Origin of the sequence: Mesorhizobium sp. CA8, from assembly GCF_020164955.1 — a bacterium.
GTDB lineage: Bacteria > Pseudomonadota > Alphaproteobacteria > Rhizobiales > Rhizobiaceae > Mesorhizobium.
Genome location: NZ_JAIUHG010000021.1, coordinates 1 through 24,367, shown reverse-complemented (window position 1 = coordinate 24,367; position 24,367 = coordinate 1). Strand labels below are relative to the sequence as shown.

Genomic DNA, 24,367 nt, shown 5'->3' with positions numbered 1-24,367 from the left:
AAATGCTTCAGGACAAAGACCGCATCTTCACCAACATCTACGGCCTCTTCGACAAGTCGTTGGCCGGCGCGCAGTCGCGCGGCATTTGGGACGATACGCCGGGCCTCATCGCCAAGGGCCGCGACTGGATCGTCAACGAGATGAAGGCGTCGGGCCTGCGCGGGCGCGGCGGCGCCGGCTTCCCGACCGGATTGAAATGGTCGTTCATGCCGAAGCAGAGCGACGGGCGCCCGAGCTATCTGGTCATCAATGCCGACGAATCCGAGCCCGGCACCTGCAAGGACCGCGATATCCTGCGCAACGATCCGCACACGCTGGTCGAAGGCGCGCTGGTCGCCGGCTTCGCCATGGGCGCGATCGCCGCCTACATCTATGTGCGCGGCGAGTTCATCCGCGAGCGCGAGGCGCTGCAGCGCGCCATCGACGAGGCTTATGCAGCCAAGCTGATCGGCAAGAACAACACGTCCGGCTACGATTTCGACATCTACATGCATCATGGCGCCGGCGCCTATATCTGCGGCGAGGAGACTGCGCTGCTCGAAAGCCTCGAAGGCAAGAAGGGCCAGCCGCGGCTGAAGCCGCCATTCCCGGCCAATGTCGGCCTCTATGGCTGCCCGACCACCGTCAACAACGTCGAATCGATCGCGGTGGCGCCGACCATCCTGCGCCGGGGCGCCGCCTGGTTCTCGTCCTTCGGCCGCCCGAACAATGCCGGCACCAAGCTGTTCTGCGTGTCCGGCCACGTCAACAATCCGTGCACTTTCGAAGAAGCGATGTCGATCCCGTTCCGCGAGCTGATCGAGACGCATTGCGGCGGCATTCGCGGCGGCTGGGACAATCTGCTCGCGGTCATTCCGGGCGGCGCTTCGGTGCCGCTGGTGCCGGCCGAGCAGATCATCGATGCGCCGATGGATTTCGACGCGCTGCGCGACCTGAAATCCGGCCTCGGCACGGCCGCCGTCATCGTCATGGACAAGTCGACGGATATAGTGAAGGCCATCGCCAGGCTGTCCTACTTCTACAAGCATGAGAGCTGCGGCCAGTGCACGCCGTGCCGCGAAGGCACCGGCTGGATGTGGCGGGTGATGGAGCGGCTGGTGCGCGGTGAGGCGCAGAAGCGCGAGATCGACATGCTGCTCGACGTCACCAAGCAGGTCGAGGGTCACACGATCTGCGCTCTGGGCGACGCGGCGGCCTGGCCGATCCAAGGCCTGATGCGGCATTTCCGCGGCGAGGTGGAACGTCGCATCGACGAGTTTTCGCGCAACGCGCACCGGGTCGAGCCGGTGATGGTGGCGGCGGAATAAGAATTTCGAAATACGGGCTTGGCCCGAAGACTAAAAAGCAGGGGCGGGGCATACGAAGAAACGACCAGGAGATCTCTATGGCGCTGTATTCGATACCTTACCCGTTCATGCCTGATTTGGACCAACTCGAGAAAATGAACCAGGACCTGACCAAGATGATGCCGAAGGAGATGGCCAGCGCCGTCAACCTTCTGGCGCATCCGGTCGCCGGCGCCGCCGCGATGTCGGCGCTCAGCATCGGTCTTGCCAACCACGCCGTCGGCATGTGGATGGGCGCGTTCACCGGCGCGCTGGAAGCCTCGCAGCGCATGTTCCAGCCTTTCCTCGACGATCTCGAGGCGCAGAACGAAGCGGCCGCCAACGCTTCCAAGGCGCGCAAGGCGACCGATACGCTGATCGCCAGGGCGCAGACCTTCGCCAGGGACGTGACCGATATAGCGGCGAACGCGACCGAGAAGGCGCTCGACGCGACCGGGACAGGTCTTGTCGCCCAGCCGGCCGCGACCGGGCTGATGCCCGAAGATTTCAGGCAGCCGAAGGCAATCGACAAGCCGGTTAAGCCGTCGGACCTGAAGGCGATCTCGGGTATCGGACCGAAGCTGGAGAAGGTGCTTAACGGTCTCGGCATCTGGACCTATGACCAGATCGCTGCCTGGACGTCGGAAGAGATCGCCTGGGTGGAAGACTACCTGTCGCTCGCCGGCCGCATCGGCCGCGACGATTGGACTGCTCAGGCCGCGGCGCTCGCCGCGAAGAAGTGAATTGAGATGCCGGGCGCGGCTCAGTTCGCGCCCGGAAGGATAGATTGCGGGACATCCGCAGAGGTTTGAGGCGAATGGCAAAGCTGAAGGTCGACGGGAAAGAGATCACGGTACCCGACCATTACACGCTGCTGCAGGCGGCCGAGGACGCCGGCGCGGAAGTGCCGCGCTTCTGCTTCCATGAGCGGCTGTCCATCGCCGGCAATTGCCGCATGTGCCTGATCGAGGTGAAGGGCGGTCCGCCGAAACCGCAGGCCTCCTGCGCCATGGGCGTACGCGACCTGCGTCCGGGCCCGAATGGCGAGCCGCCGGAAATCTTCACCAACACGCCGATGGTCAAGAAGGCCCGCGAAGGCGTGATGGAATTCCTGCTGATCAACCATCCGCTCGATTGCCCGATCTGCGATCAGGGCGGCGAATGCGACCTGCAGGACCAGGCGATGGCCTTCGGCGTCGATTCCTCGCGCTATCACGAGAACAAGCGCGCGGTCGAAGACAAGTATATCGGCCCGCTGGTCAAGACGGTGATGAACCGCTGCATCCATTGCACGCGCTGCGTCCGCTTCACCACCGAGGTTGCCGGTATTTCCGAGCTCGGCCTGATCGGCCGCGGCGAGGATGCCGAGATCACCACCTATCTCGAACAGGCAATGACGTCGGAGCTGCAGGGCAATGTCATCGATCTGTGCCCGGTCGGCGCGCTGACCTCCAAGCCGTTCGCCTTCCAGGCACGGCCATGGGAGCTGACGAAGACGGAATCGATCGACGTCATGGATGCCGTCGGCTCGGCGATCCGCGTCGACTCCAGAGGCCGCGAAGTGATGCGCATCCTGCCGCGCGTCAACGAGGCGGTGAACGAGGAGTGGATCTCCGACAAAACCCGCTTCATCTGGGATGGCCTGCGTACGCAGCGCCTCGACCGCCCCTATGTGCGCAAGAACGGCAGGCTCGTTTCGGCAAGCTGGGCGGAAGCCTTCGCCGCGATCAAGGACGAGGTGGCAAAGACCGCGCCCGAGCGGATCGGCGCGATCGCTGGCGATCTCGCCGCGGTCGAGGAAATCTACGCGCTCAAGCTGCTGATGGCCGCGCTCGGCTCCAAGAACATCGACTGCCGCCAGGATGGCGCTGCGCTCGATCCGTCGCTCGGCCGCGCCAGCTACATCTTCAACCCGACCATCGAAGGCATCGAGCAGGCCGATGCGGTGCTGATCATCGGCGCCAATCCGCGCTTCGAGGCCTCGGTGCTCAACGCCCGCATCCGCAAGCGCTGGCGCGTCGGCAATCTGCCGGTCGGCGTCATCGGCGAGATCGGCGACACTCGCTACGACTATGAGCTCATCGGCGCCGGCCCGGAATCGCTGAAGGACATTGCCGACGGCAACGGCAAGTTCTTCGAGGTGCTGAGCAAGGCCACGCATCCGCTGATCATCGTCGGCCAGGGCGCGCTGGCGCGCTCCGATGGCGCGGCCGTGCTCGGTCTGGCGGCGAAGCTCGCGGCTGCCGTCAACGCGATCACGGCCGAATGGAACGGCTTTGCGGTGCTGCACAACGCCGCGGCAAGAGTTGGCGGCCTCGATGTCGGCTTCGTGCCGGGTGAGGGCGGCAAGGACGTCGCCGGCATGCTGGGCGACACCGATGTGCTCTTTCTGCTCGGCGCCGACGAGATCGACATGGCCAAGACCGGCGGCGCCTTCGTCGTCTATATCGGCACGCATGGCGATGCCGGCGCGCACCGCGCCAATGTCATCCTGCCGGCCGCGGCCTACACCGAGAAGTCGGGCACCTATGTCAACACGGAAGGCCGCGTGCAGCAGACCAATCGCGCCGGCTTCGCCCCCGGCGAGGCGCGCGAGGACTGGGCGATCCTGCGGGCACTTTCGGATGTGCTCGGGAAGAAGCTGCCCTTCGATTCGCTGGCGCAGCTGCGCGCCAAGCTCTATGGCGAATTCCCGCATCTCGCCCGCATCGACCAGGTGCAGGCCGGCAGCGGCGAAGACATCGCCAAGGTGGCGAAGCTTGGCGGCCGGCTTAACAAGGGCACCTTCACCTCGCCGGTGAAGGACTTCTATCTCACCAACCCGATCGCGCGGGCGTCGGCCGTGATGGCCGAATGCTCGGCGCTGGCCAAGAGCGGCTTCAAGCAGGCGGCGGAATAAGCATGGACACCTTCCTCTCAATCTATGTGCTGCCGGCGCTGCTGATCCTTCTGAAGTCGGTCGTGCTGATCGTCGTGCTGCTGATCGGCGTCGCCTACCTGCTCTATGCCGACCGCAAGATCTGGGCGGCGGTGCAATTGCGGCGCGGGCCGAACGTCGTCGGTCCGTGGGGAACGCTGCAGGCCTTTGCCGACCTTTTGAAATTCGTCTTCAAGGAGCCGGTGATCCCGTCGGGCGCCAACAAGGGCGTGTTCCTTCTGGCGCCGCTGGTGTCGGCGGTGCTGGCGATTTCGGCCTGGGCGGTCATTCCGGTCAATGAGGGCTGGGCGATCGCCAACATCAATGTCGGCATCCTCTATGTCTTCGCCATCTCCTCGCTCGAGGTCTATGGCGTGATCATGGGCGGCTGGGCGTCGAACTCGAAATACCCGTTCCTCGGCGCGCTGCGCTCGGCGGCGCAGATGGTGTCCTACGAAGTCTCGATCGGCTTCGTCATCGTCACCGTGCTGCTCACCGTCGGCTCGCTCAACCTCTCCGACATCGTCATGTCGCAGCAGGACGGTCTCGGCACGCGGCTTGGCCTGCCCAACACCTTCCTCGACTGGCACTGGCTGTCGCTGTTGCCGATGTTCGTGGTGTTCTTCATTTCCGCGCTTGCCGAGACGAACCGTCCGCCCTTCGACCTGGTGGAAGCGGAATCGGAACTCGTCGCCGGCCACATGGTCGAATATTCGTCGACGCCGTTCCTGCTCTTCTTCCTCGGCGAGTATGTCGCCGTCGTCTTGATGTGCGCGCTGGCGACCATCCTGTTCCTCGGCGGCTGGCTGCCGCCGTTCAACTTCGCGCCCTTCACCTTGGTGCCGCACGTGATCTGGTTCGTGCTGAAGATCTGCCTGATGTTCTTCATGTTCTCGATGGTGAAGGCTTTTGTGCCGCGCTACCGCTACGACCAGCTGATGCGGCTGGGCTGGAAGGTGTTCCTGCCGATCTCGCTGTTCATGGTCGTGGCCACCGCGGCCTTCCTCAAGATCACGGGGTTTGCGTGATGTCCGCTCTGGCCCAGGCCGCAAAATCGCTGCTGCTGAAGGATTTCGTCAGCGCCTTCTTCCTGTCGATGCGCCAATTCTTCGCGCCGAAGGAAACGATCAACTATCCGCATGAGAAGGGGCCGATCAGCCCGCGTTTCCGCGGCGAGCATGCGCTGCGCCGCTATCCGAACGGCGAGGAACGCTGCATCGCCTGCAAGCTCTGCGAGGCGATCTGCCCGGCGCAGGCGATTACCATCGAGGCTGGCCCGCGTCGCAATGACGGCACCCGCCGCACCGTGCGCTACGACATTGACATGGTGAAGTGCATCTATTGCGGCTTCTGCCAGGAAGCCTGCCCGGTCGACGCCATCGTCGAAGGGCCGAATTTCGAATTCGCGACCGAGACGCGCGAGGAGCTTTACTACAATAAGGAAAAGCTGCTCGCGAACGGCGATCGCTGGGAGCGTGAGTTGGCGCGCAACATCGCGCTGGATGCGCCCTATCGCTGACATTTGACACATGGACGAGGCGAGGGGCTTCGTCCAGAGGATGATCCCGAAAAGTTGCAGACTTTTCGGACAAGATCATCCTCCGGAATGAAAAAAGTGGCGCATGTTTCTTCCGATCGGGTCTTTCAACCCGATCGGAACATGCGCTAGGAACACGCAACTTTGCCAGCCGGAGGCGGCGGCGAATATCGGACAAGGGGCTCAGGGCCCAATGTCCGGACAGGAACCCCGGGGGAACCCATGCTGAGTGGACTAGAGGCGGCCTTTTTCTACCTCTTCGCCTTTATCGCCGTGGCGTCGGCCTTCATGGTCATTTCGTCGCGCAACCCCGTGCATTCGGTGCTCTTCCTGATCCTCACCTTCTTCAACGCCGCAGGGCTGTTCATGCTGACCGGCGCCGAGTTCCTGGCGATGATCCTGCTGGTCGTCTATGTCGGCGCGGTTATGGTGCTGTTCCTGTTCGTCGTCATGATGCTCGACGTCGACTTCGCCGAGATGAAAGAGGGCGCGCTGCAATACGCGCCGATCGGCGCGCTGGTCGGGCTGATCCTGGCGGCCGAGCTGATCGTCGTGCTCGGCGGCTACACATTCGCACCACAGCTCGCCTCGACGGTCGCCAAGGCGACGCCGGATCTCGCCACGCGCTCCAACACGGCGGCGCTCGGCGACATCCTCTACACGGACTACCTCTATTATTTCCAGATTTCCGGCCTTGTGCTGCTGGTCGCCATGATCGGCGCCATCGTCTTGACGCTGCGCCATAAGGAAGGCGTCAAGCGGCAGTCGATCGCCGCGCAGGTCGCCCGCACGCCGGCGACGGGCATGGAAATCCGCAAAGTCAAATCGGGCGAGGGCATCTGAGATGGTCGTCGGCATTTCACATTACCTGACCGTATCGGCGATCCTGTTCACGCTCGGCGTGTTCGGCATCTTCCTGAACCGCCGCAACATCATCGTCATCCTGATGTCGGTCGAGCTCATCCTGCTTGCGGTCAACATCAATTTCGTCGCGTTCTCGGCGGCGCTGCATGACCTCGTCGGACAGGTCTTCGCCCTGTTCGTGCTGACGGTCGCGGCCGCTGAAGCCGCGATCGGTCTTGCCATTCTTGTCGTCTTCTTCCGCAACCGCGGCTCGATCGCGGTCGAAGACGTGAGCGCGATGAAGGGTTGACGGGAACCATCATGTATCAGGCTATCGTCTTCCTTCCGCTGTTTGGCTTCCTGATCGTCGGTCTGTTCGGCAATTCGCTCGGCGCCAAGGCTTCCGAATACATCACCTCCGGCTTCCTGGTGATCGCGGCCGTGCTGTCGTGGGTTGCCTTCTTCACCGTCGGCTTCGGCCATGGCGAGGTGTTCACCGTGCCGGTGCTGCGCTGGATCCAGTCGGGCGGCATCGACGCGTCCTGGGCGCTCAGGATCGACACGCTGACGGTGGTGATGCTGATCGTCGTCAATACCGTGTCGGCGCTGGTCCACATCTATTCGATTGGCTACATGCACCACGATCCGAACCGGCCGCGCTTCTTCGCCTATCTGTCGCTTTTCACATTCGCCATGCTGATGCTGGTGACGGCCGACAACCTCATCCAGATGTTCTTCGGCTGGGAAGGCGTCGGTCTCGCTTCCTATCTGCTGATCGGCTTCTGGTACAAGAAGCCGTCGGCCAATGCCGCGGCGATCAAGGCTTTCGTCGTCAACCGTGTCGGCGACTTCGGCTTCGCGCTCGGCATCTTCGGCGTGTTCGTGCTGTTCGGCTCGGTCAATCTGAGCACCGTCTTTGCCAATGCGGCCTCGTTCGTGCCCGCAGAAGGCGCGCCGGCGGGTGCTGCCGTGCTTACCTTCCTTGGCCATGCGCTCGATAAGCAGACGGCGTTGACGGTGGTCTGCCTGCTGCTCTTCATGGGCGCCATGGGCAAGTCGGCGCAGGTGCCGCTGCACACCTGGCTGCCCGACGCCATGGAAGGCCCGACACCGGTCTCCGCGCTCATCCACGCGGCGACTATGGTGACCGCCGGCGTCTTCATGCTGGCGAGGCTGTCGCCGCTGTTCGAGCTTTCGCATACGGCGCTGACCGTCGTCACCTTCATCGGCGCCTTCACCGCCTTCTTCGCGGCGACCGTCGGCCTCGTCCAGAACGACATCAAGCGCGTCATTGCCTATTCGACCTGCTCGCAGCTCGGCTACATGTTCGTGGCGCTTGGCGTCGGCGCTTATGGCGCGGCGATCTTCCATTTGTTCACGCATGCCTTCTTCAAGGCGCTGCTGTTCCTCGGCTCCGGCTCGGTCATCCACGCCGTGTCCGACGAGCAGGACATGCGCAAGATGGGTGGCCTGCGCAGGCTCATCCCGGCAACCTATTGGATGATGATCGTCGGCACGCTGGCGCTGACCGGCGTCGGCATTCCGGCAACGGTGATCGGCACCGCCGGCTTCTTCTCCAAGGACGCCATCATCGCGACCTCCTTCGCCAGCCACAATGCGGTCGCCGGCTTCGCCTTTATCCTGCTGGTTGTCGCCGCCTGCTTCACCAGCTTCTATTCCTGGCGGCTGATCTTCATGACCTTCCACGGCGAGCCGCGCGCCAGCCACGAGGTCATGCACCATGTCCATGAATCGCCGCCGGTGATGCTGGTGCCGCTCTATGTGCTGGCCGCCGGCGCGCTGTTTGCGGGCGTTCTCTTCCACGGTGCCTTCATCGGCGAGGGCTATGCCGAATTCTGGAAGGCGTCGCTGTTCATGCTGCCGGACAATCACATCCTGCACGAGATCCACGAGCTGCCGCTCTGGGTGGAACTGGCGCCCTTCGTCGCCATGCTTATCGGCCTCGCGGTGGCCTGGAAATTCTATATTCGTTCGCCGGAACTTCCCCGAAGCGTCGCCGCCAACCATCGGCTGCTTTATGCTTTCCTGCTCAACAAGTGGTATTTCGACGAGCTCTACGACTTCCTCTTCGTGCGGCCGGCCAAACGCCTCGGCAGGTTCCTATGGAAGACCGGTGACGGTGCCGTCATCGACGGTCTTGGCCCCGACGGCATCTCGGCGCGCGTCGTCGACGTCACCAACCGCGTCGTCAAGCTGCAGACCGGCTATCTCTACCACTATGCCTTCGCCATGCTGATAGGCGTGGCCGCTCTCGTCACCTGGATGATGCTCTGATGACCGACTGGCCAATCCTCTCGCTGGTCACCTTCCTGCCGCTGGTTGGTGTTCTGCTCATCCTGTTCATCAGCGACGACAGCGAAAACGCGCGCCGCAACATCCGCGCCATCGCCTTCATCACGACAGCGTTCACCTTCGTCGTCTCGCTGTTCATCTGGACGGGCTTCGACAATTCGCAGGCCGGCTTCCAGTTCGTCGAGAAGCACGCCTGGCTGGATTCGGGCATTTCCTACCATATGGGCGTCGACGGCATATCGATGCTGTTCGTCATCCTGACCACCTTCCTGATGCCGCTCTGCATCCTGGCCTCGTGGGATGCGATCGAGAAGCGGGTCAAGGCCTATATGATCGCCTTCCTGATCCTCGAGACGCTGATGATCGGCGTGTTCTGCGCGCTCGACATCGTCCTGTTCTACGTCTTCTTCGAGGCCGGCCTGATCCCGATGTTCATCATCATCGGCGTCTGGGGCGGCAAGCGGCGCGTCTATGCCTCGTTCAAGTTCTTCCTCTATACGCTCGCCGGCTCGGTGCTGATGCTGCTCGCCATCATGGCGATGTTCTTCCAGTCGGGTACGACCGATATACCGACGCTGTTGACGCATCACTTCCCGGCCAACATGCAGACCTGGTTGTGGCTCGCCTTCTTCGCCTCCTTCGCGGTGAAGATGCCGATGTGGCCGGTGCATACCTGGCTGCCCGACGCGCATGTCGAGGCGCCGACCGCGGGCTCCGTCATCCTGGCCGGCATCCTCCTGAAGATGGGCGGGTACGGTTTCCTACGGTTCTCGCTGCCGATGTTCCCGGAAGCGTCGGCGATGTTTGCGCCGCTCGTGTTCACGCTCTCGGTCGTTGCCATCATCTACACCTCGCTGGTGGCGCTGATGCAGGAGGACATGAAGAAGCTGATCGCGTATTCGTCGGTCGCCCATATGGGCTTCGTCACCATGGGCATCTTCGCGATGAACCAGGAAGGCGTGCAGGGCGCGATCTTCCAGATGCTCAGCCACGGCCTCGTCTCGGGCGCGCTGTTCCTGTGCGTCGGCGTCATCTATGACCGCATGCATACGCGCGAGATCGACGCCTATGGCGGCCTCGTCAACAACATGCCGAAATATGCCACGGTGTTCATGATCTTCACCATGGCCAATGTCGGTCTTCCCGGCACCAGCGGGTTCGTGGGCGAGTTCCTGACTATGCTCGGCGTGTTCAAGGTCAACACCTGGGTGGCGTTCTTCGCCGCCACCGGCGTCATCCTGTCGGCGGCCTACGCGCTGTGGCTTTACCGCCGGGTGATCTTCGGCGCGCTGACCAAGGACAGCTTGAAGAACCTGCTGGATCTCTCGCCGCGCGAGAAGGCGATCGTCTATCCGCTGGTGGTGCTGGTCATCTTCTTCGGCGTCTATCCGGCGCCGGTGTTCGACGCGACGGCCCAATCGGTCAAGACGCTCGTCACCAACGTCACCGCATCCATCAATTCCGCGCAGACCGCGGCGGCGAACTGACTGGGGAATAGACATGACGCCGGACCTTCTCTCCAGCCTTTCGCTCTCGACGCCGGAACTGATCCTCGCCGTCGGTGCGCTGGTGCTCCTGATGATCGGGGCCTATTCGCGCTCCAACAGCACCATGACCGTGACCGGCCTGGCCGTCATCGTGCTGGTGGTGACCGGCCTGTGGCTCGCCTTCTCCGGCACGCAGGGCGCTGCTTATGGCGGCGCCTTCGTGCAGGATTCCTTCAGCGCCTTCATGAAGATGCTGGCGCTGATCGGCTCGGCGGTGACGCTGGTCATGTCGATGCGCTTTGCGCGCCAAGAACATTTCGACAAGTTCGAATTTCCGGTTCTGGTGCTCTTGTGCACGCTCGGCATGATGCTGATGATCTCGGCCAACGGCATGATCGGGCTCTATCTCGGGCTCGAGCTGCAGTCGCTGGCGATCTATGTGCTGGCGGCGATCAACCGCGACAATCTGCGTTCGACCGAGGCGGGTCTGAAATATTTCGTCCTCGGCGCGCTGTCGTCGGGCATGCTGCTTTACGGCATCAGCCTCGTTTATGGCTACACCGGCAACACCGGCTTCCAGGAGATCGCAACGGCGCTTGGCAACGGCGAGCGTCAGCTCGGCCTGGTCTTCGGCCTGGTTTTCGTGCTTGCCGGCCTCGCCTTCAAGATTTCGGCCGTGCCGTTCCATATGTGGACGCCGGACGTCTATGAGGGCGCGCCGACGCCGATCACCGCCTTCTTGGCCGCCGCGCCGAAAATGGCGGCGATGGCGCTGATCGTGCGCGTCACCATGGGCGCCTTCAAGCCGATCGCGTCGGACTGGCAGCAGATCGTCGTCTTCATCTCGATCGCCTCCATGGCGCTTGGCGCTTTCGCGGCCATTGGCCAGACCAACATCAAGCGCCTGATGGCCTATTCCTCGATCGGCCATATGGGCTACGCGCTGGTCGGCCTTGCCGCCAACAGCCAGGCCGGCGTGCGCGGCGTCGCCATCTACATGCTGATCTATCTGGTGATGACGCTCGGCACCTTCGCCTTCATCCTCGCCATGCGGCGCAAGGAAGGCAATGTCGAGCAGATCAGCGATCTCTCCGGTCTCGCATCGACCAACCCGATCATGGCCACCATCCTCACCATCCTGATGTTCTCGCTGGCCGGCATCCCGCCGCTCGCCGGCTTCTGGGGGAAGTGGTACGTGTTCCTGGCCGCCATCAACGCGCATCTCTACGCGCTGGCAATCATCGGCGTGCTGGCCTCGGTGGTGGGCGCCTATTATTACCTGCGCATCATCAAGATCATGTGGTTCGACGAGCCGGTCGGCGGCTTCGTGCCGATGGCGAGCGAGCTGCGCCTGGTGCTCGGCGTCAGCGGCGCCTTCGTGCTGTTCTATGTGCTGATCGGCGGGCCGATCGGCAATTATGCCGAAGCCGCCGCGAAGACCTTCTTCTGACGGGATGGCGTTTCGACTGGCTCCAACCGCGGCGTCGGAGGGGTTCCGGCTCGAGGCGCATGGCAGCGTCGGCTCCACCAACGCGCTGGCGCTGGAACACGCGCGCGCCGGCGATCCCGGCAAGCTCTGGGTCGTGTCGAAGAAGCAGGAGAGCGGTCGCGGCCGGCGTGGCCGTGCCTGGGCGACGCCGGAAGGCAATCTCGCGGCGACGCTGCTCCTGGTTCCCGGCGGCGAGCTTCGGCTGGCCGCGACGCTCGGCTTCGTCGCGGGGCTTGCGCTGGCCGACGCGCTCGACGCCGTCGTGCCGAAAGGCCGGATCGCCGTCGCCCTGGATGGCGCAGGCCAGGGCCGCAACCGCTTCGAATTGAAATGGCCGAACGACGTGCTGGCCTCTGGCGCCAAGCTTGCCGGCATCCTGTTGGAGTCGGCGATGCTCGATGGCGGGCGCTTTGCCGTCGCTATCGGCATCGGCGTCAATGTCGTGGCTTATCCTGAGGATTTGCCTTATCCGGCGACATCGCTGCAGGCGCTCGGCGCCACTTGCGATGCCGAAACGCTGTTCCTGGCGCTTTCGGATGCCTGGAGCGAGAATGCCAGGCTGTGGGATGACGGGCGTGGGCTCGATGCCATCAGAAAGCGCTGGCTTGCCCGCGCGGCAGGGCTCGGCGGCGAGGTTGCTGTCAGAATTGACGGCAATGTGGTGCGCGGCGTCTTCGAAACCATTGACGAGGACTGCCGTTTTGTGATCCGCGACGATGATGGATCGGTTTTGACGATCGCGGCCGGCGACGTGCATTTCGGCGCGGTCGCCTCGGCCCGGGTATAATTTTGTTTTTGTGCAATTCCGGACGGAAAGCCGTGACGCGCTTTTCCCGGAATTGCGCCAACGGCTTGGCCAAAGCGGCCAGGAAGGAAAGAATTGATGGCGAATAGAGAAAACGCCGAGCTCGTCTTCGCGCCGCTGGGCGGCGTCGGCGAGATCGGCATGAACTTCGCCCTTTATGGCTATGGGCCTGCCGACGCACGCGAATGGATCATCGTCGATGTAGGCGTGACCTTCCCCGACAGCGCGCATCCCGGCGTCGACCTGATCCTGCCCGATACGCGCTTCATCGAGGAGAATATCGACGGGCTGCGCGGCATCGTCATCACCCACGCGCATGAAGACCATTACGGCGCGCTGCTCGACATCTGGCCGAAGCTCAAGTCGCCGGTCTGGATGACGCCTTTCACCGCCGGCCTGCTCGAGGCCAAGCGGCAGGGCGAACAGGGCGCGCCGAAGATCCCGGCGTCGATCTATCGGGCCGGCGAGAAATTCACCATCGGACCTTTCGAGATCGAGGCCATTCCGGTGGCGCATTCGATTCCCGAGCCGATGTCACTGGCGATCACCACGCCCGCCGGCACCGTCATCCACACCGGCGACTGGAAAATAGACCCGGCGCCGACAGTCGGCCCGAAGACCGACGAGGCACGCTTCCGCGCCTATGGCGACAAGGGCGTGCTGGCGCTGATCTGCGATTCCACCAACGCGCTGAGGGAAGGGGAGTCGCCGTCGGAAGTCGCTGTCGGCGAAGGTCTGAAGGGCGTCATCGAGAGCGCGAAGGGTCGTGTCGCGGTCACCACCTTCTCCTCCAATGTCGGGCGCATCGTCTCGATTGCCAGGGCGGCGCGCGATGCCGGCCGGCAGTGCCTGGTGCTCGGCCGCTCACTGAAGCGCGTCATCGATGTGGCGGGCGAGCTCGGTTACATGGACGGCCTGCCGGAGTTCATCGCCGAGGAAGATTACGGCTACATCCCGCGCGAGAACCTGGTGATCATCTGCACCGGCAGCCAGGGCGAGCCGCTGGCGGCGCTGGCAAAGCTTTCACGCGACGAGATGAAGTCGGTGGCGCTGACGGCCGGCGACACGGTGGTGTTTTCCTCGCGCACCATTCCCGGCAACGAAAAAGGAATTCTCGAGATCAAGAACCGGCTGATCGATCTCGGCATGAAGATCATCGAGGACGGCGACGCGCTGGTGCATGTCTCCGGCCACCCGCGCCGCAGCGAATTGCGCAAGATGTATGAATGGGTCCGGCCGCAGATCGGCGTTCCCGTGCATGGCGAGGCGGCGCATCTGGTGGCGCAGGGCTCGCTTATGTCGATGTCGGGCATCGGCCAGGTGGCGCAGGTGCGCGACGGCGATATGTTGAGACTGTGGCCCGGCCCGGCGACGATCATCGACCAGGTGCCGTTCGGCCGGCTATACAAGGACGGCCTGTTGATCGGCACCGACCAGGCGATGGGCATACGCGACCGCCGCAAGCTGTCCTTCGCCGGGCATGTCGCGGTCAATGTCGTGCTCGACGATAAATATGAGCTTGCCGGTGATCCTGATCTGGTGGCGATCGGCGTCGCCGAGGCGGATGCCAGCGGCGAGACGCTGGAGGACCTGATGCTCGATGCGGCAATCGGCGCGGTGGATTCCATTCCGCGCCAGCGCCGAAAAGACCTCGACCTGGTGCAGGAGGCGGTGCGCCGCGCCGTGCGCGGCGCCGCCAACGAAGCCTGGGGCAAGAAGCCGCTGGTGACGGTGTTCGTCACGCGGTGACGAATGAGGGAATAGGGGAGTAAGGCAGTAGGGAAGTAGGGAAGAACGAGCAGTTGCCTGTTTTTCCCCTATTCCCTTACTGCCCTTACTCCCTAAAGCGGAGCGCTTTATGCTTGGACGCCTGAACCATGTCGCGCTTGCCGTGCCGGATCTGGCCGCGGCGGTGGCCGCCTATCGCGATACGCTGGGCGCGCGAGTGGGCGAGCCGCAGGCGCTGCCGGAGCATGGCGTGACCGTGGTGTTCGTCGATGTCGGCAACACCAAGATCGAGTTGCTGGAGCCGCTGGGCGAGACGTCGCCCATCGCGGCGTTCCTCGAGAAGAACCCTTCGGGCGGCATGCATCACGTCTGCTATGAGGTCGACGATATCCTGGCTGCCCGCGATCATTTGAAGGCAAGCGGGGCGCGCGTGCTGGGCGACGGCAATCCGAAGATCGGCGCGCACGGCAAGCCGGTGTTGTTCCTGCATCCCAAGGATTTCTTCGGCACGCTGGTCGAACTGGAGCAGGCATGAACTGGATCCTGTTGGCCGCGCTGTTCTTCGTCACCTGGTGGCTGGTGCTGTTCGTTGTTCTGCCGTTCAGCCTGCGCACGCAGGACGACGATCAGGATGTTACGCTTGGGACCGTTTCCAGCGCGCCGCGCGGCCCGCATATGCTGCGCGCTTTCATCCGCGCGACGATCGTGACAGTGGTCGTCATGGGCATTCTCTACGGTCTTACGATAGGGCTGGGATTTAGCTTCGACGACATCATGCGGATCATGCCGGACTTTAGTCCGAATGCCCATCACTGACGCCGAGAATACAGTCTCCCCAAGTATTAAGCAGCATGCGCGCGCCAAAGTTGAATCGGAAGCCGGCTTCCGAATTCGCTGGCTAACGAATGACTGATGCTGTTTGGCAGATGGTCGTGCTAAGCAGATGATTGCACAAAAAAAATGCAAGGCACGAGGCCTTGCAATTTAAACGCGTCCGATCCGTTTCCGGTGTCCGGCGGCAGCGAGTTACCGCGCCTAGATCGCATCCTCCCAAGACTTTGACCGCGTAGGAGAGCAGATTTTTCTCCGCCCTCTCGGTTATCGGCGCACACTAGACCAAGGCAGGTGAAAATGTCACGAAGAATTTTGCCCCGAAACGGGCAATATCGTGCTGCACTGCACAATAGTGCGGCAGGGCTTGCTTGTGAATCGATCAAATAGCGATTTGCGGCACTTCGCGGCCAAAATCGCCTTTTTGGTAAGGTGCAGAAGGCCCGATACTTTGGGGCACTCGGGTTTCCATTCGGCCATGAAATGGCTATGAAGCCCGGGCAAGCAGCCTTAGGCGCGCCGATTCCCCGCGCCACCATTTCATTCACGGACCAGTCCATGCGTTTGTCGCGCTACTTCCTGCCCATTCTCAAAGAAAATCCCCGCGAGGCCGAGATCGTCTCGCACCGGCTGATGCTGCGCGCCGGCATGATCCGCCAGCAGGGGCAGGGCAGCTTTTCGTGGCTGCCGTTGGGCAAGCGCGTGCTGGACAAGGTCTGCCAGATCATCCGCGAGGAACAGAACCGCGCCGGCGCGCTGGAAATCCTGATGCCGACCATCCAGTCGGCTGATCTTTGGCGCGAGAGCGGCCGTTACAACGACTACGGCAAGGAGATGCTGCGCATCAAGGATCGCCAGGACCGCGACATGCTCTACGGGCCGACCAACGAAGAGATGGTCACCGAGATTTTTCGCGGCTACGTGAAGTCCTACAAGGACCTGCCGCTCAACCTCTACCATATCCAGTGGAAGTTCCGCGACGAGGTGCGCCCGCGTTTCGGCGTCATGCGCAGCAGAGAATTCCTGATGAAGGACGCCTATTCGTTCGACCTCGATTTCGAGGGCGCCAAGGCCGCCTACAACCGCATGTTCGTCTCCTATCTCAGGACGTTCACGCGCATGGGCCTGCAGGCCATTCCAATGCGGGCCGATACCGGTCCGATCGGCGGCGATCTCAGCCATGAGTTCATCATCCTGGCCGAAACCGGCGAGAGCCAGGTGTTCTGCGACCGCGCCTATCTCACGCTCGACGTGCCGGGCGCCGGAACGAACTTCTCAAACGACGCCGAGATCGGCGATATCGTGAAGAAGTGGACGACGCCTTATGCCGCCACCGACGAGATGCATGACGAGGCGGCCTGGGCGAACGTTCCGCCAAGCGAGCAGGTCTCGGCGCGCGGCATCGAGGTCGGCCACATCTTCCATTTCGGCGAGAAATACTCCAAGCCGATGAACGCCAAGGTGACCGGACCCGACGGCAAGGATCACTTCGCCTCTGGCGGCTCCTACGGCATCGGTCCGTCGCGGCTGGTCGCGGCGATCATCGAGGCGAGCCATGACGAGAACGGCATCATCTGGCCGGAAGCGGTGGCGCCCTTCGATATCGGCCTGATCAACATGAAGGTCGGCGACGGCGAATGCGACCGCGTCTGCGCCGAGCTCTATACGGCTCTGACTTCGGCGGGCAAGGACGTGCTTTATGACGACACCGACCAGCGTCCCGGCGGCAAATTCGCCACCGCCGACCTGATCGGCCTGCCCTGGCAGGTGATCGTCGGCCCGCGCGGCGTGGCCGCCGGCGAGGTCGAGATCAAGAACCGCAAATCGGGCGAGCGCGAGACGCTGCCGATCGCCGAGGCCAAGAAGCGTCTGGGTATCGCCGCATGAGTAAGCCGGCGGCAGCGGCCAGATCAGCGGCAGGCGCTTTCTCCGGCTTCGAGCGCATGGTGGCGTGGCGTTACCTGCGCTCGCGCCGTAAGGAGACGGTGATCTCGGTCATCGCCTCGATCTCTTTCCTCGGCATCATGCTCGGCGTCGCGACGCTGATCGTCGTCATGGCCGTAATGAACGGGTTCCGCGCCGAATTGCTGACCCGCATCCTCGGCGTCAACGGCCATCTCATCGTGCAGCCGCTCGATTCGCCCCTGGAGGATTACGCCCAGGTGGCGAGCCGCATCAACGGAGTCGCGGGCGTCAAATACGCCATCCCGCTGATCGACGGCCAGGTGCTGGCGCAAGGCAATGTCGGCGGCGGCACGGGCGCCCTGGTGCGCGGCATCCGCGGCGAGGATCTCGGGAAGATTTCGATCGTCGCCAGCAACATCAAGCAGGGCACGCTCGATGGTTTCGACACCGGCGACGGTGTGGCGATCGGCAAGCGGATGGCCGAAAGCCTCGGGCTGGTGCTCGGCGACACCATCACGCTGATCTCGCCGGACGGCGACGTGACGCCGCTCGGCACCACGCCGCGCATGAAGGGCTATAAGGTGGCGGCGATCTTCGAGGTCGGCATGTCGGAATATGACAGCTCGATCGTCTACATGCCGTTCTCTGAAGCGCAGCTCTATTTCAACATGGACGGGCGCGCGCAGACCATCGAGATCTATGTCGACAATCCCGACAATGTCGATGCACTGAAACCGCTGGTCGAGCAGGCGGCGCAGCGGCCGGTCGACCTCGTCGACTGGCGCCAGCGCAACGAGACCTTCTTCTCGGCGCTGCAGGTCGAGCGCAACGTCATGTTCATGATTCTCACGCTGATCGTCCTGGTGGCGGCGCTCAACATCATTTCCGGCCTCATCATGCTGGTGAAGGACAAGGGCCACGACATCGCCATCCTGCGCACCATGGGCGCCTCGCGCGGCGCGATCCTGCGCATCTTCCTGATGACGGGCGCGGCAATCGGCGTCACCGGCACGATCGCCGGCGTGCTGCTCGGCGTCGTCATCTGCCTCAACATCGAGTCGATCCGGCAGTTCTTCTCGTGGATGACCGGCAGGATCCTGTTCAATCCCGAGCTCTATTTCCTCAGCCAGTTGCCGGCGAAGATGGACCCGCGCGAGACGACCTATGTCGTCATCATGGCGCTTGGCCTGTCGTTCCTCGCGACGGTGTTCCCGGCCTGGCGTGCCGCCCGGCTCGATCCCGTCGAAGCCTTGAGGTACGAATGATGGCCGAGGCCATTATCGAGTTGAAGGGCGTCGAGCGGCACTATGTCCAGGGGCCGCGCAAGCTCACCATTCTGAACGGCGCCGACTTTTCGCTCAGGCGCGGCGAGATGGTGGCTCTGGTGGCGCCGTCGGGCACCGGCAAGTCGACCCTTTTGCACACGGCCGGCCTGCTGGAGCGCCCCGACGCGGGTGACGTGATCCTTGCCGGCCGTGCCTGCGGACGGCTGTCGGACGAGGAGCGCACCGCGATCCGCCGCAACGATGTCGGCTTCGTCTATCAGTTCCATCATTTGCTGCCGGAGTTCTCCGCGCTCGAAAACATCATGATGCCGCAGCTGATCAAGGGGCTCGGCCGCAAGGAAGCATCCGAGCGGGCGGCGCAGCTCCTCGACTATATGCAGATCGGCAAGCGCGCGCAGCACCGGCCGGCCGAGCTTTCCGGCGGCGAGCAGCAGCGCGTCGCCATTGCCCGCGCCGTCGCCAACGCGCCTCTGGTGCTCCTGGCCGACGAGCCGACCGGCAATCTCGATCCGGTCACCGCTTCCTATGTCTTCGATGCGCTGGAGGCGCTGGTCAGGCAGTCGGGCCTTGCGGCGCTGATCGCCACCCACAACCACGAGCTCGCCGGACGGATGGACCGGCGGGTGACGTTGGCCGAGGGCAGGGTCGTGCCGCTATAGGTCAAACCGATGTTCGGATAAGGCTGGCCTGCGGACGGCAGGTTCCTGCGCTTCCGGTACTCACGTACTTTGAGTACGCTTCGTTCCGGCCTTCGCCGGCCGAAGCCCTCATAAGCGTCTTTGCTTTATGAAGGCTACGGCCGGCGTAGGCCGGTTCTCGGAACCTACCGTCCTCGGCTCAGCCTGATCCGAATCTCGGCTTGCCCTGGCTCTGCGCAACGAGCCTAATCCGCCGGCCACAGCGCCTGCCAGAGGCGTTGGCGATCGGCCTTGATCACGCGGCTGACGGTGACCGTGCGCAATCCGAGCGGCACGGTCATCAAAAGGAAGATCAGTCCGAGATTGCCGGCCACGAGGGTGACCGACACTTGCCTTGGCTCTCTGTCTTGAAGGAGCAGCCTAGCGTCAGCCCGGCCAAGAAAGACTTAACAATAATGGACGGGCTCTTGCCCGTCCCAGGCGGGCTTTGCCTGTCCTACGAGCGGTCTTGTTACCCGCCCGAACAACGGGCGGGCCGTGCCCGTCCCGGTAGCGGCGAAGCCGCCCGATCACATGGCGCCGATCCAAATCGCCATGGAAACGAGAAAGGTGCTCATGCAAACCAGCGAGACGACATCCTGAACCAGATCAGACATAACTGCCTCCGTTGTTGGAATGTTCGTAATTTGTTCTAATTTTGTTCGAATGTCAACGACCGCCTGGGTGCGCCAGATTGATTTCGGGCGATCCGTTTGGGCAGGGTTAAGGAAAGGTTGACGCCATTCGGCGGCAATGCGGGATGGTCCGGCGAAATCCTCTCCGCCGAGCCCTTGGACGGCGAAGGGACGGCACTGGTCAGATTGTCCTGGCGAGCGGGTTGCCTCAGCCGACCTTGCGAGCAGGCTCCGCAGCCGGAACAGCGGCAGGCCCGAACAGATCCTCGAAAGCGGATTTCAGCGCCAGGTCGAGATCGGCCATGGTGACGGGAATGCCAAGATCGACGAGGCTGGTCACGCCATGGTCCGAGACGCCGCAGGGCACGATGCCGCTGAAATGGCCGAGATCCGGCTCGACATTGATGGCGATGCCGTGAAAGCTCACCCAGCGCCGCAGCCGGATACCGATGGCCGCGATCTTGTCTTCGGCGGGTGAGCCGTCGGGCAGGGCCGGCCGGTCCGGCCGTACCACCCAGACGCCGACACGATCCTCGCGCCGCTCGCCGCGCACGTTGAAGGCGGCGAGCGTGGCGATGATCCATTGCTCCAGCGCCGCGACGAAGGCGCGCACATCCTCGCGCCGGCGCTTCAGGTCGAGCATCACATAGGCCACGCGCTGGCCGGGACCGTGATAGGTGTATTCGCCGCCGCGGCCCGCGGCAAAGACGGGAAAGCGGTCGGGATCGATCAGGTCTTCAATTCGCGCGCTGGTTCCGGCGGTGTAGAGCGGCGGATGCTCGACCAACCAGACCATCTCGCCGGCGGCACCGCTGCGGATCGCCTCCGCGCGTGCCTCCATGAAGGCGAGCGCATCCGGATAGGACGTAAGGCCGGGTTCGATCACCCATTCCACCGGCGCCGAACCAGGCAGGGGAAGGAACGACGTGGCGATCTGGCTGCGTTCTGTCATGGAACTTTCTCGATGCTGCTCTCATATGGCGGCAATCGGCCAAAACGTCCAGTTCCGCCAACGTGAGCCGGGCCACGGTGGCTTGTGCCAGCCGCTGTGTCCGATGCACGTCGGCCTCCCAAAACCGCTGTGCAGTTGTGGGTGATACGCATTCGCGAATATTCCGCTCAGCACACTTGTTTCGCCGGAAACGATTTGCTACAGGCCCCGGGCCGGACGGTTCCGGCTCCTACCACGTGCGGTCGTGGCGGAATTGGTAGACGCGCAGCGTTGAGGTCGCTGTGGGGCAACCCGTGGAAGTTCGAGTCTTCTCGACCGCACCATTCTCCCTGACCCTGTAGATTGGCATCGGCGCGACCGTTCTCGTTGCTGCCTGCGGTTCATTGGATCAAAGTCAAGCGGCGGCGGGCGATGAGACCACACCGCCGAAGGCTTTGACGCGAGGCGATCCGGGCAACTCGGCAAACGGTGCCTACCCCGTCCACCCCAGTCCAGCCGAGATGCAGTTGATCGACACCAGCAGGGCGTCGGTCGCCCGCTTCTGACCCGCTGTCCCGGTGCCTGCCCGAGCTTCGCGCAGCAGATTGACCTGCAGCCGGTGAATATCGTCCATCTGCCGGCGCAGATTGTCGAAACGCCGCTTGAACATCGGGAATCGCGCGGAAAGATCGCCCCCCGTGAGGTCGCCAATCAGGCGTCGCGTCAGCTCATATTCGGCGGCGATGCGGGTGTGGATTCGCCGCGCGGCATCGCCGTCGGACACCAGGCCGGCATAGAGCCGGGCGATTTCCATGTCGGATTGGTAGAGCGTCTTCTCGGCCTCGTCGACGATCAGGCGGAAGAAGCGCGAGTGCTCGAACATGCGGGCCAGAAGCTCGCGCCCGGCCTCGCCGCGCACCGTGACGAAGGCGTTCAACGCGCTGCCGATGCCATACCAGCCGGTCAACAGATGACGGTTCTGGCTCCAGGCGAACACCCATGGAATGGCGCGCAGGTCGGCAATGCCGCTGGCGCCGAAGCGACGATCCGGGCGTGAGCCCATTTTCAAGAGCGCCAGTTCCGCGACCGGGCTCGCCTGGTTGAAATAGTCGAGGAAGCCCGGCTCGGCCATCAATCCGGCGTAGGACGCCTGCGACATGCCCGCCAGCGCTTCCAGCGCTTCGTCGAACTCCGGCGTCTCCTTAGGCCTAGCATCGCCGGTGGATCGGACACCATGCGCCAGCACGGCGGCGGCGAGAACCTCGAGCTGGTTGAGGCCGGTGCCGCGATTGGCGAATTTCGACGACACGACCTCGCCCTGCTCGGTCACCCGCATGGATCCGGCGACGGTGCCCTGCGGCTGCGCCGCGATCGCCCGGCCGGTCGGCGCGCCGCCGCGGCTGACGGAGCCGCCGCGGCCGTGAAAGAAGCTGATCCTGGTGTTGTGCTTGCGGCCGATGGCGGCGAGGCGCTTTTGCGCTTTTGCCAACTCCCAATTCGAAGCGAGGAAGCCGCCATCCTTGTTGGAATCCGAATAGCCAAGCATGATTTCCTGGCGCGCGCCGAAATCGCGCACCGTCCGCCGCACCAGCGAGACGCCGAGCAACCCGTTCAGGATGGCAGGGGCTGCCTGCAGATCGGCGATGGTCTCGAACAACGGCACGATCCGCAGCCTGATCGTGCCGCCGCCACCGGGCGCGGTCGACAGTCCGCAATATTGCGCCAGCAGGTAGACCGCGAGCAGATCGTCGGCCGAGCGGGTCATGCTGAGCACGAAAGAGCCGACCGCATCGGCATCGGAGCCCGAGATCTGCTTGGCGATAACCGAGAATGTCGAAAGCAGCTCGGCTGCTTCCGGCGAGAGCCATCCTTCGTCGATCTCCAGCCGCTCGCCCTGGCTGAGGGCCGCGCGAATGCGCGCCGACCATTGCGATGTGCCGGGGGCGATGGGATCGGCCGGATCTGTCAGCGCGAACAGTTCGGCCACCACCCGGTTGACGACTGTGGAGTTCTGCCGGATGTCGAGCGAGACGGTGCGGAAACCGAAGCTTCCGACGTGCCAAAGCAGCGGCTGGACGAAACGCCTGGCCACCGCGCGCCCGCCGATCGCTTCCAGAACCGAAGACAGCGCGTTGAGGTCGGCCCGAAACGCCTCCGCCGAGAGGTACGCCGCCTTGCCGCCGTCGCGCGTGGCGACCAGCCGGGCAAGCAGGGCCGAAGCGAACTGGCGGAGCGGCTCGTCAGGGTTGCGGGCGGCTATCTCTTGCGCCTCTCCACTCTTATCCAGCGCTGTTTGCAGCACCCGCCTGAAGCCGGCCGGCAGGTCGATGACGTTCGAACTGGCGCTGAGCACCGTCACCAGCCGCTGCAGCTGCGCCAGATACCAGCCTATGGCGGTGTTGCGGTATTCGGCCATGGCATGGACCGTGACCGCAACCGTCACGTTCGGATTACCATCGCGGTCGCCACCGATCCAGGAGGCATAGCGCATGAAGGAAGGAATTCGGATCGGCTCGCCCGGATAGTGGCGCTCGCAGGCGCTCTGAAGCTTGCCATAGAGCTGTGGCGTTGCCTCGAAGATGACTTCGCGGAAGAAATGCAGTCCCCAGGCGATCTCGCGCTCGACCGTCGGCCGCTCCAGCCGCAACTCGCCCGTCATCCACAAAAGCTCGATCTCGCTCTCCAGATCGGCGACCAGGAGATCGCGCTCGCGCGGCGCCCAGCGCGGCTGATCGAGCTCGGTCAGCTTGCGATAGATGCGGCGGTGGATCTCCAGCACGGTGACGCGTTTGGCTTCCGTCGGATGCGCGGTCATGGTGGGGCCGACGCAAAGTTCGTCGAGCATCGCCTGGACATCGTCCGCCGAGTGGCCGCTCGCCGCCATCTCGGCAATCACGCTGGCGAACGACCCAGGCACTTCGTCGGCGCCCGCGCCTTGCTCGAGCTCGCGCCGCGCCCGCATGGCAAGCAACTCGTCGACAATGGTCAGCAACTGGAACCACACGCCGCTCGCCTGGAGCGCCGGGATGCGCTGCTCGGGAGCCAGCGAGACGAGTGACCTGCGTCCGTTCAGGACCGCGGCGATCTCGGGCTCACGCGCGCTTGCGACCTGAAGCAGCAGGCGCAACAGCAGGCTGCGCTCGTCCTCACGAAACTTGATGGGTTTGCTCTGTTCCAAAGCCGCTGGTCCGAACGTTCGTCGATCGCCGCTGTAGCCGCTAAGTGTTCGCAATTCCCGACAAAAATTGCTGCGCAGTTTCCTGGAATTGCTTTTTTGCCAGGGCGGCGTCGACCGCAAGGCGAGCCGATCGGGGGCCGGCGATCGCGAAGATCGCCGGCACGAGACTGGCTTCACTTTCTGCTTCCCCGACTTTCGCCTGGTCGGCCGTCAAGCCGCCTTCTTCGTCCGTGCCAGCGTATCGGCCACCACTTCGCCGAAGGACGCAGGGGTCGGCACGATGACGACGCCGGCTTCCTTGAGGATCTCGACCTTTTCCTGCGCCGACTCGCCGAACGCGGAGATGATGGCGCCGGCATGGCCCATGCGGCGGCCTTTCGGGGCGGAGAGGCCGGCGATGTAGGCGATCAGCGGCTTCCTCATATTGTCGCGCGCCCAGATCGCGGCTTCGGCTTCCTGCGGGCCGCCGATCTCGCCGAT

The 24,367-nt window shown here is 63.7% G+C and carries 21 protein-coding genes, 1 tRNA gene and 1 pseudogene; 18 read left to right on the top strand and 5 right to left on the bottom strand.

Translation table 11 applies throughout. The annotated features are described in order from the left end of the window. Positions 1-2 precede the first annotated feature (2 nt). From nuoF to LB553_RS21265, 17 genes are all read left to right on the top strand, one after another. Positions 3-1,307, top strand: coding sequence for an NADH-quinone oxidoreductase subunit NuoF (nuoF, locus tag LB553_RS21345; protein WP_224516288.1), 1,305 nt, complete (start codon positions 3-5; stop codon positions 1,305-1,307). A gap of 77 nt (positions 1,308-1,384) precedes the next feature. Then, the gene (locus tag LB553_RS21340; RefSeq protein WP_224516287.1) at positions 1,385-2,068 is read left to right on the top strand and encodes an NADH-ubiquinone dehydrogenase; all 684 of its coding nucleotides are present in this window, start codon (positions 1,385-1,387) and stop codon (positions 2,066-2,068) included. A gap of 74 nt (positions 2,069-2,142) precedes the next feature. Further along, positions 2,143-4,224, top strand: coding sequence for an NADH-quinone oxidoreductase subunit NuoG (gene nuoG / locus LB553_RS21335; RefSeq protein ID WP_224516286.1), 2,082 nt, complete (start codon positions 2,143-2,145; stop codon positions 4,222-4,224). Positions 4,225-4,226: 2 nt separating this feature from the next. Next, positions 4,227-5,270 (top strand): NADH-quinone oxidoreductase subunit NuoH, encoded by a 1,044-nt coding sequence (gene nuoH, locus LB553_RS21330; RefSeq protein WP_224516285.1) that lies wholly within the window; start codon positions 4,227-4,229, stop codon positions 5,268-5,270. Next, entirely contained in the window at positions 5,270-5,761 is a 492-nt protein-coding gene (nuoI, locus tag LB553_RS21325; RefSeq protein ID WP_095764866.1) for an NADH-quinone oxidoreductase subunit NuoI, read from the top strand. Before nuoH ends, nuoI begins: the two co-directional genes overlap by 1 nt. A 240-nt stretch (positions 5,762-6,001) precedes the next feature. Next, positions 6,002-6,622: an NADH-quinone oxidoreductase subunit J gene (locus LB553_RS21320; protein WP_140545674.1), complete on the top strand. Its 621-nt coding sequence runs from the start codon at positions 6,002-6,004 to the stop codon at positions 6,620-6,622. Between the two features lies 1 nt (position 6,623). Next, positions 6,624-6,932 (top strand): NADH-quinone oxidoreductase subunit NuoK, encoded by a 309-nt coding sequence (nuoK, locus tag LB553_RS21315; RefSeq protein WP_224516284.1) that lies wholly within the window; start codon positions 6,624-6,626, stop codon positions 6,930-6,932. Between the two features lie 11 nt (positions 6,933-6,943). Beyond that, the gene (nuoL, locus tag LB553_RS21310) at positions 6,944-8,917 is read left to right on the top strand and encodes an NADH-quinone oxidoreductase subunit L (protein ID WP_224516283.1); all 1,974 of its coding nucleotides are present in this window, start codon (positions 6,944-6,946) and stop codon (positions 8,915-8,917) included. After that, complete coding sequence (locus LB553_RS21305) at positions 8,917-10,422, top strand: NADH-quinone oxidoreductase subunit M (RefSeq protein WP_224516282.1); 1,506 nt, start codon at positions 8,917-8,919, stop codon at positions 10,420-10,422. Before nuoL ends, LB553_RS21305 begins: the two co-directional genes overlap by 1 nt. A 13-nt stretch (positions 10,423-10,435) precedes the next feature. After that, on the top strand, positions 10,436-11,872 hold the full coding sequence (gene nuoN / locus LB553_RS21300; protein ID WP_224516281.1) for an NADH-quinone oxidoreductase subunit NuoN: 1,437 nt from the start codon (positions 10,436-10,438) through the stop codon (positions 11,870-11,872). 4 nt (positions 11,873-11,876) lie between these two features. Next, entirely contained in the window at positions 11,877-12,698 is an 822-nt protein-coding gene (locus LB553_RS21295; protein ID WP_224516280.1) for a biotin--[acetyl-CoA-carboxylase] ligase, read from the top strand. Between the two features lie 96 nt (positions 12,699-12,794). Beyond that, positions 12,795-14,465, top strand: coding sequence for a ribonuclease J (locus tag LB553_RS21290; RefSeq protein WP_224516279.1), 1,671 nt, complete (start codon positions 12,795-12,797; stop codon positions 14,463-14,465). A 109-nt stretch (positions 14,466-14,574) separates the two neighbouring features. Next, entirely contained in the window at positions 14,575-14,979 is a 405-nt protein-coding gene (gene mce / locus LB553_RS21285; protein ID WP_224516278.1) for a methylmalonyl-CoA epimerase, read from the top strand. After that, complete coding sequence (locus LB553_RS21280) at positions 14,976-15,260, top strand: DUF1467 family protein (RefSeq protein ID WP_224516277.1); 285 nt, start codon at positions 14,976-14,978, stop codon at positions 15,258-15,260. The genes mce and LB553_RS21280 overlap by 4 nt, the downstream gene beginning before the upstream one ends. A gap of 573 nt (positions 15,261-15,833) precedes the next feature. After that, the gene (proS, locus tag LB553_RS21275) at positions 15,834-17,162 is read left to right on the top strand and encodes a proline--tRNA ligase (protein WP_224516276.1); all 1,329 of its coding nucleotides are present in this window, start codon (positions 15,834-15,836) and stop codon (positions 17,160-17,162) included. After that, positions 17,159-18,445 (top strand): lipoprotein-releasing ABC transporter permease subunit, encoded by a 1,287-nt coding sequence (locus LB553_RS21270; protein ID WP_224516275.1) that lies wholly within the window; start codon positions 17,159-17,161, stop codon positions 18,443-18,445. The genes proS and LB553_RS21270 overlap by 4 nt, the downstream gene beginning before the upstream one ends. Then, the gene (locus LB553_RS21265) at positions 18,442-19,125 is read left to right on the top strand and encodes an ABC transporter ATP-binding protein (RefSeq protein ID WP_224516274.1); all 684 of its coding nucleotides are present in this window, start codon (positions 18,442-18,444) and stop codon (positions 19,123-19,125) included. Before LB553_RS21270 ends, LB553_RS21265 begins: the two co-directional genes overlap by 4 nt. Positions 19,126-19,349: 224 nt before the next feature. Here the strand turns inward: LB553_RS21265 and LB553_RS21260 are convergent, their stop codons facing one another. Further along, positions 19,350-19,493, bottom strand: coding sequence for a hypothetical protein (locus tag LB553_RS21260; RefSeq protein ID WP_224516273.1), 144 nt, complete (start codon positions 19,491-19,493; stop codon positions 19,350-19,352). A gap of 493 nt (positions 19,494-19,986) precedes the next feature. Further along, the gene (lipB, locus tag LB553_RS21255) at positions 19,987-20,730 is read right to left on the bottom strand and encodes a lipoyl(octanoyl) transferase LipB (RefSeq protein WP_224516272.1); all 744 of its coding nucleotides are present in this window, start codon (positions 20,728-20,730) and stop codon (positions 19,987-19,989) included. A gap of 238 nt (positions 20,731-20,968) precedes the next feature. Here lipB and LB553_RS21250 point away from each other — a divergent pair. Next, a tRNA-Leu gene (locus LB553_RS21250) sits at positions 20,969-21,053 on the top strand. A 149-nt stretch (positions 21,054-21,202) separates the two neighbouring features. Here LB553_RS21250 and LB553_RS21245 read toward each other — a convergent pair. The 3 genes and pseudogenes from LB553_RS21245 to LB553_RS21235 form a co-directional block, all read right to left on the bottom strand. After that, the gene (locus LB553_RS21245) at positions 21,203-23,887 is read right to left on the bottom strand and encodes a phosphoenolpyruvate carboxylase (protein WP_224516271.1); all 2,685 of its coding nucleotides are present in this window, start codon (positions 23,885-23,887) and stop codon (positions 21,203-21,205) included. Between the two features lie 40 nt (positions 23,888-23,927). Next, a complete protein-coding gene (locus tag LB553_RS21240; protein WP_224516270.1) occupies positions 23,928-24,101 on the bottom strand; it encodes a hypothetical protein in 174 nt (57 codons plus the stop codon). Next, a pseudogene (locus LB553_RS21235) lies at positions 24,098-24,367 on the bottom strand (succinate--CoA ligase subunit alpha); the annotation flags it as partial. The gene LB553_RS21240 and the pseudogene LB553_RS21235, both read right to left, overlap by 4 nt.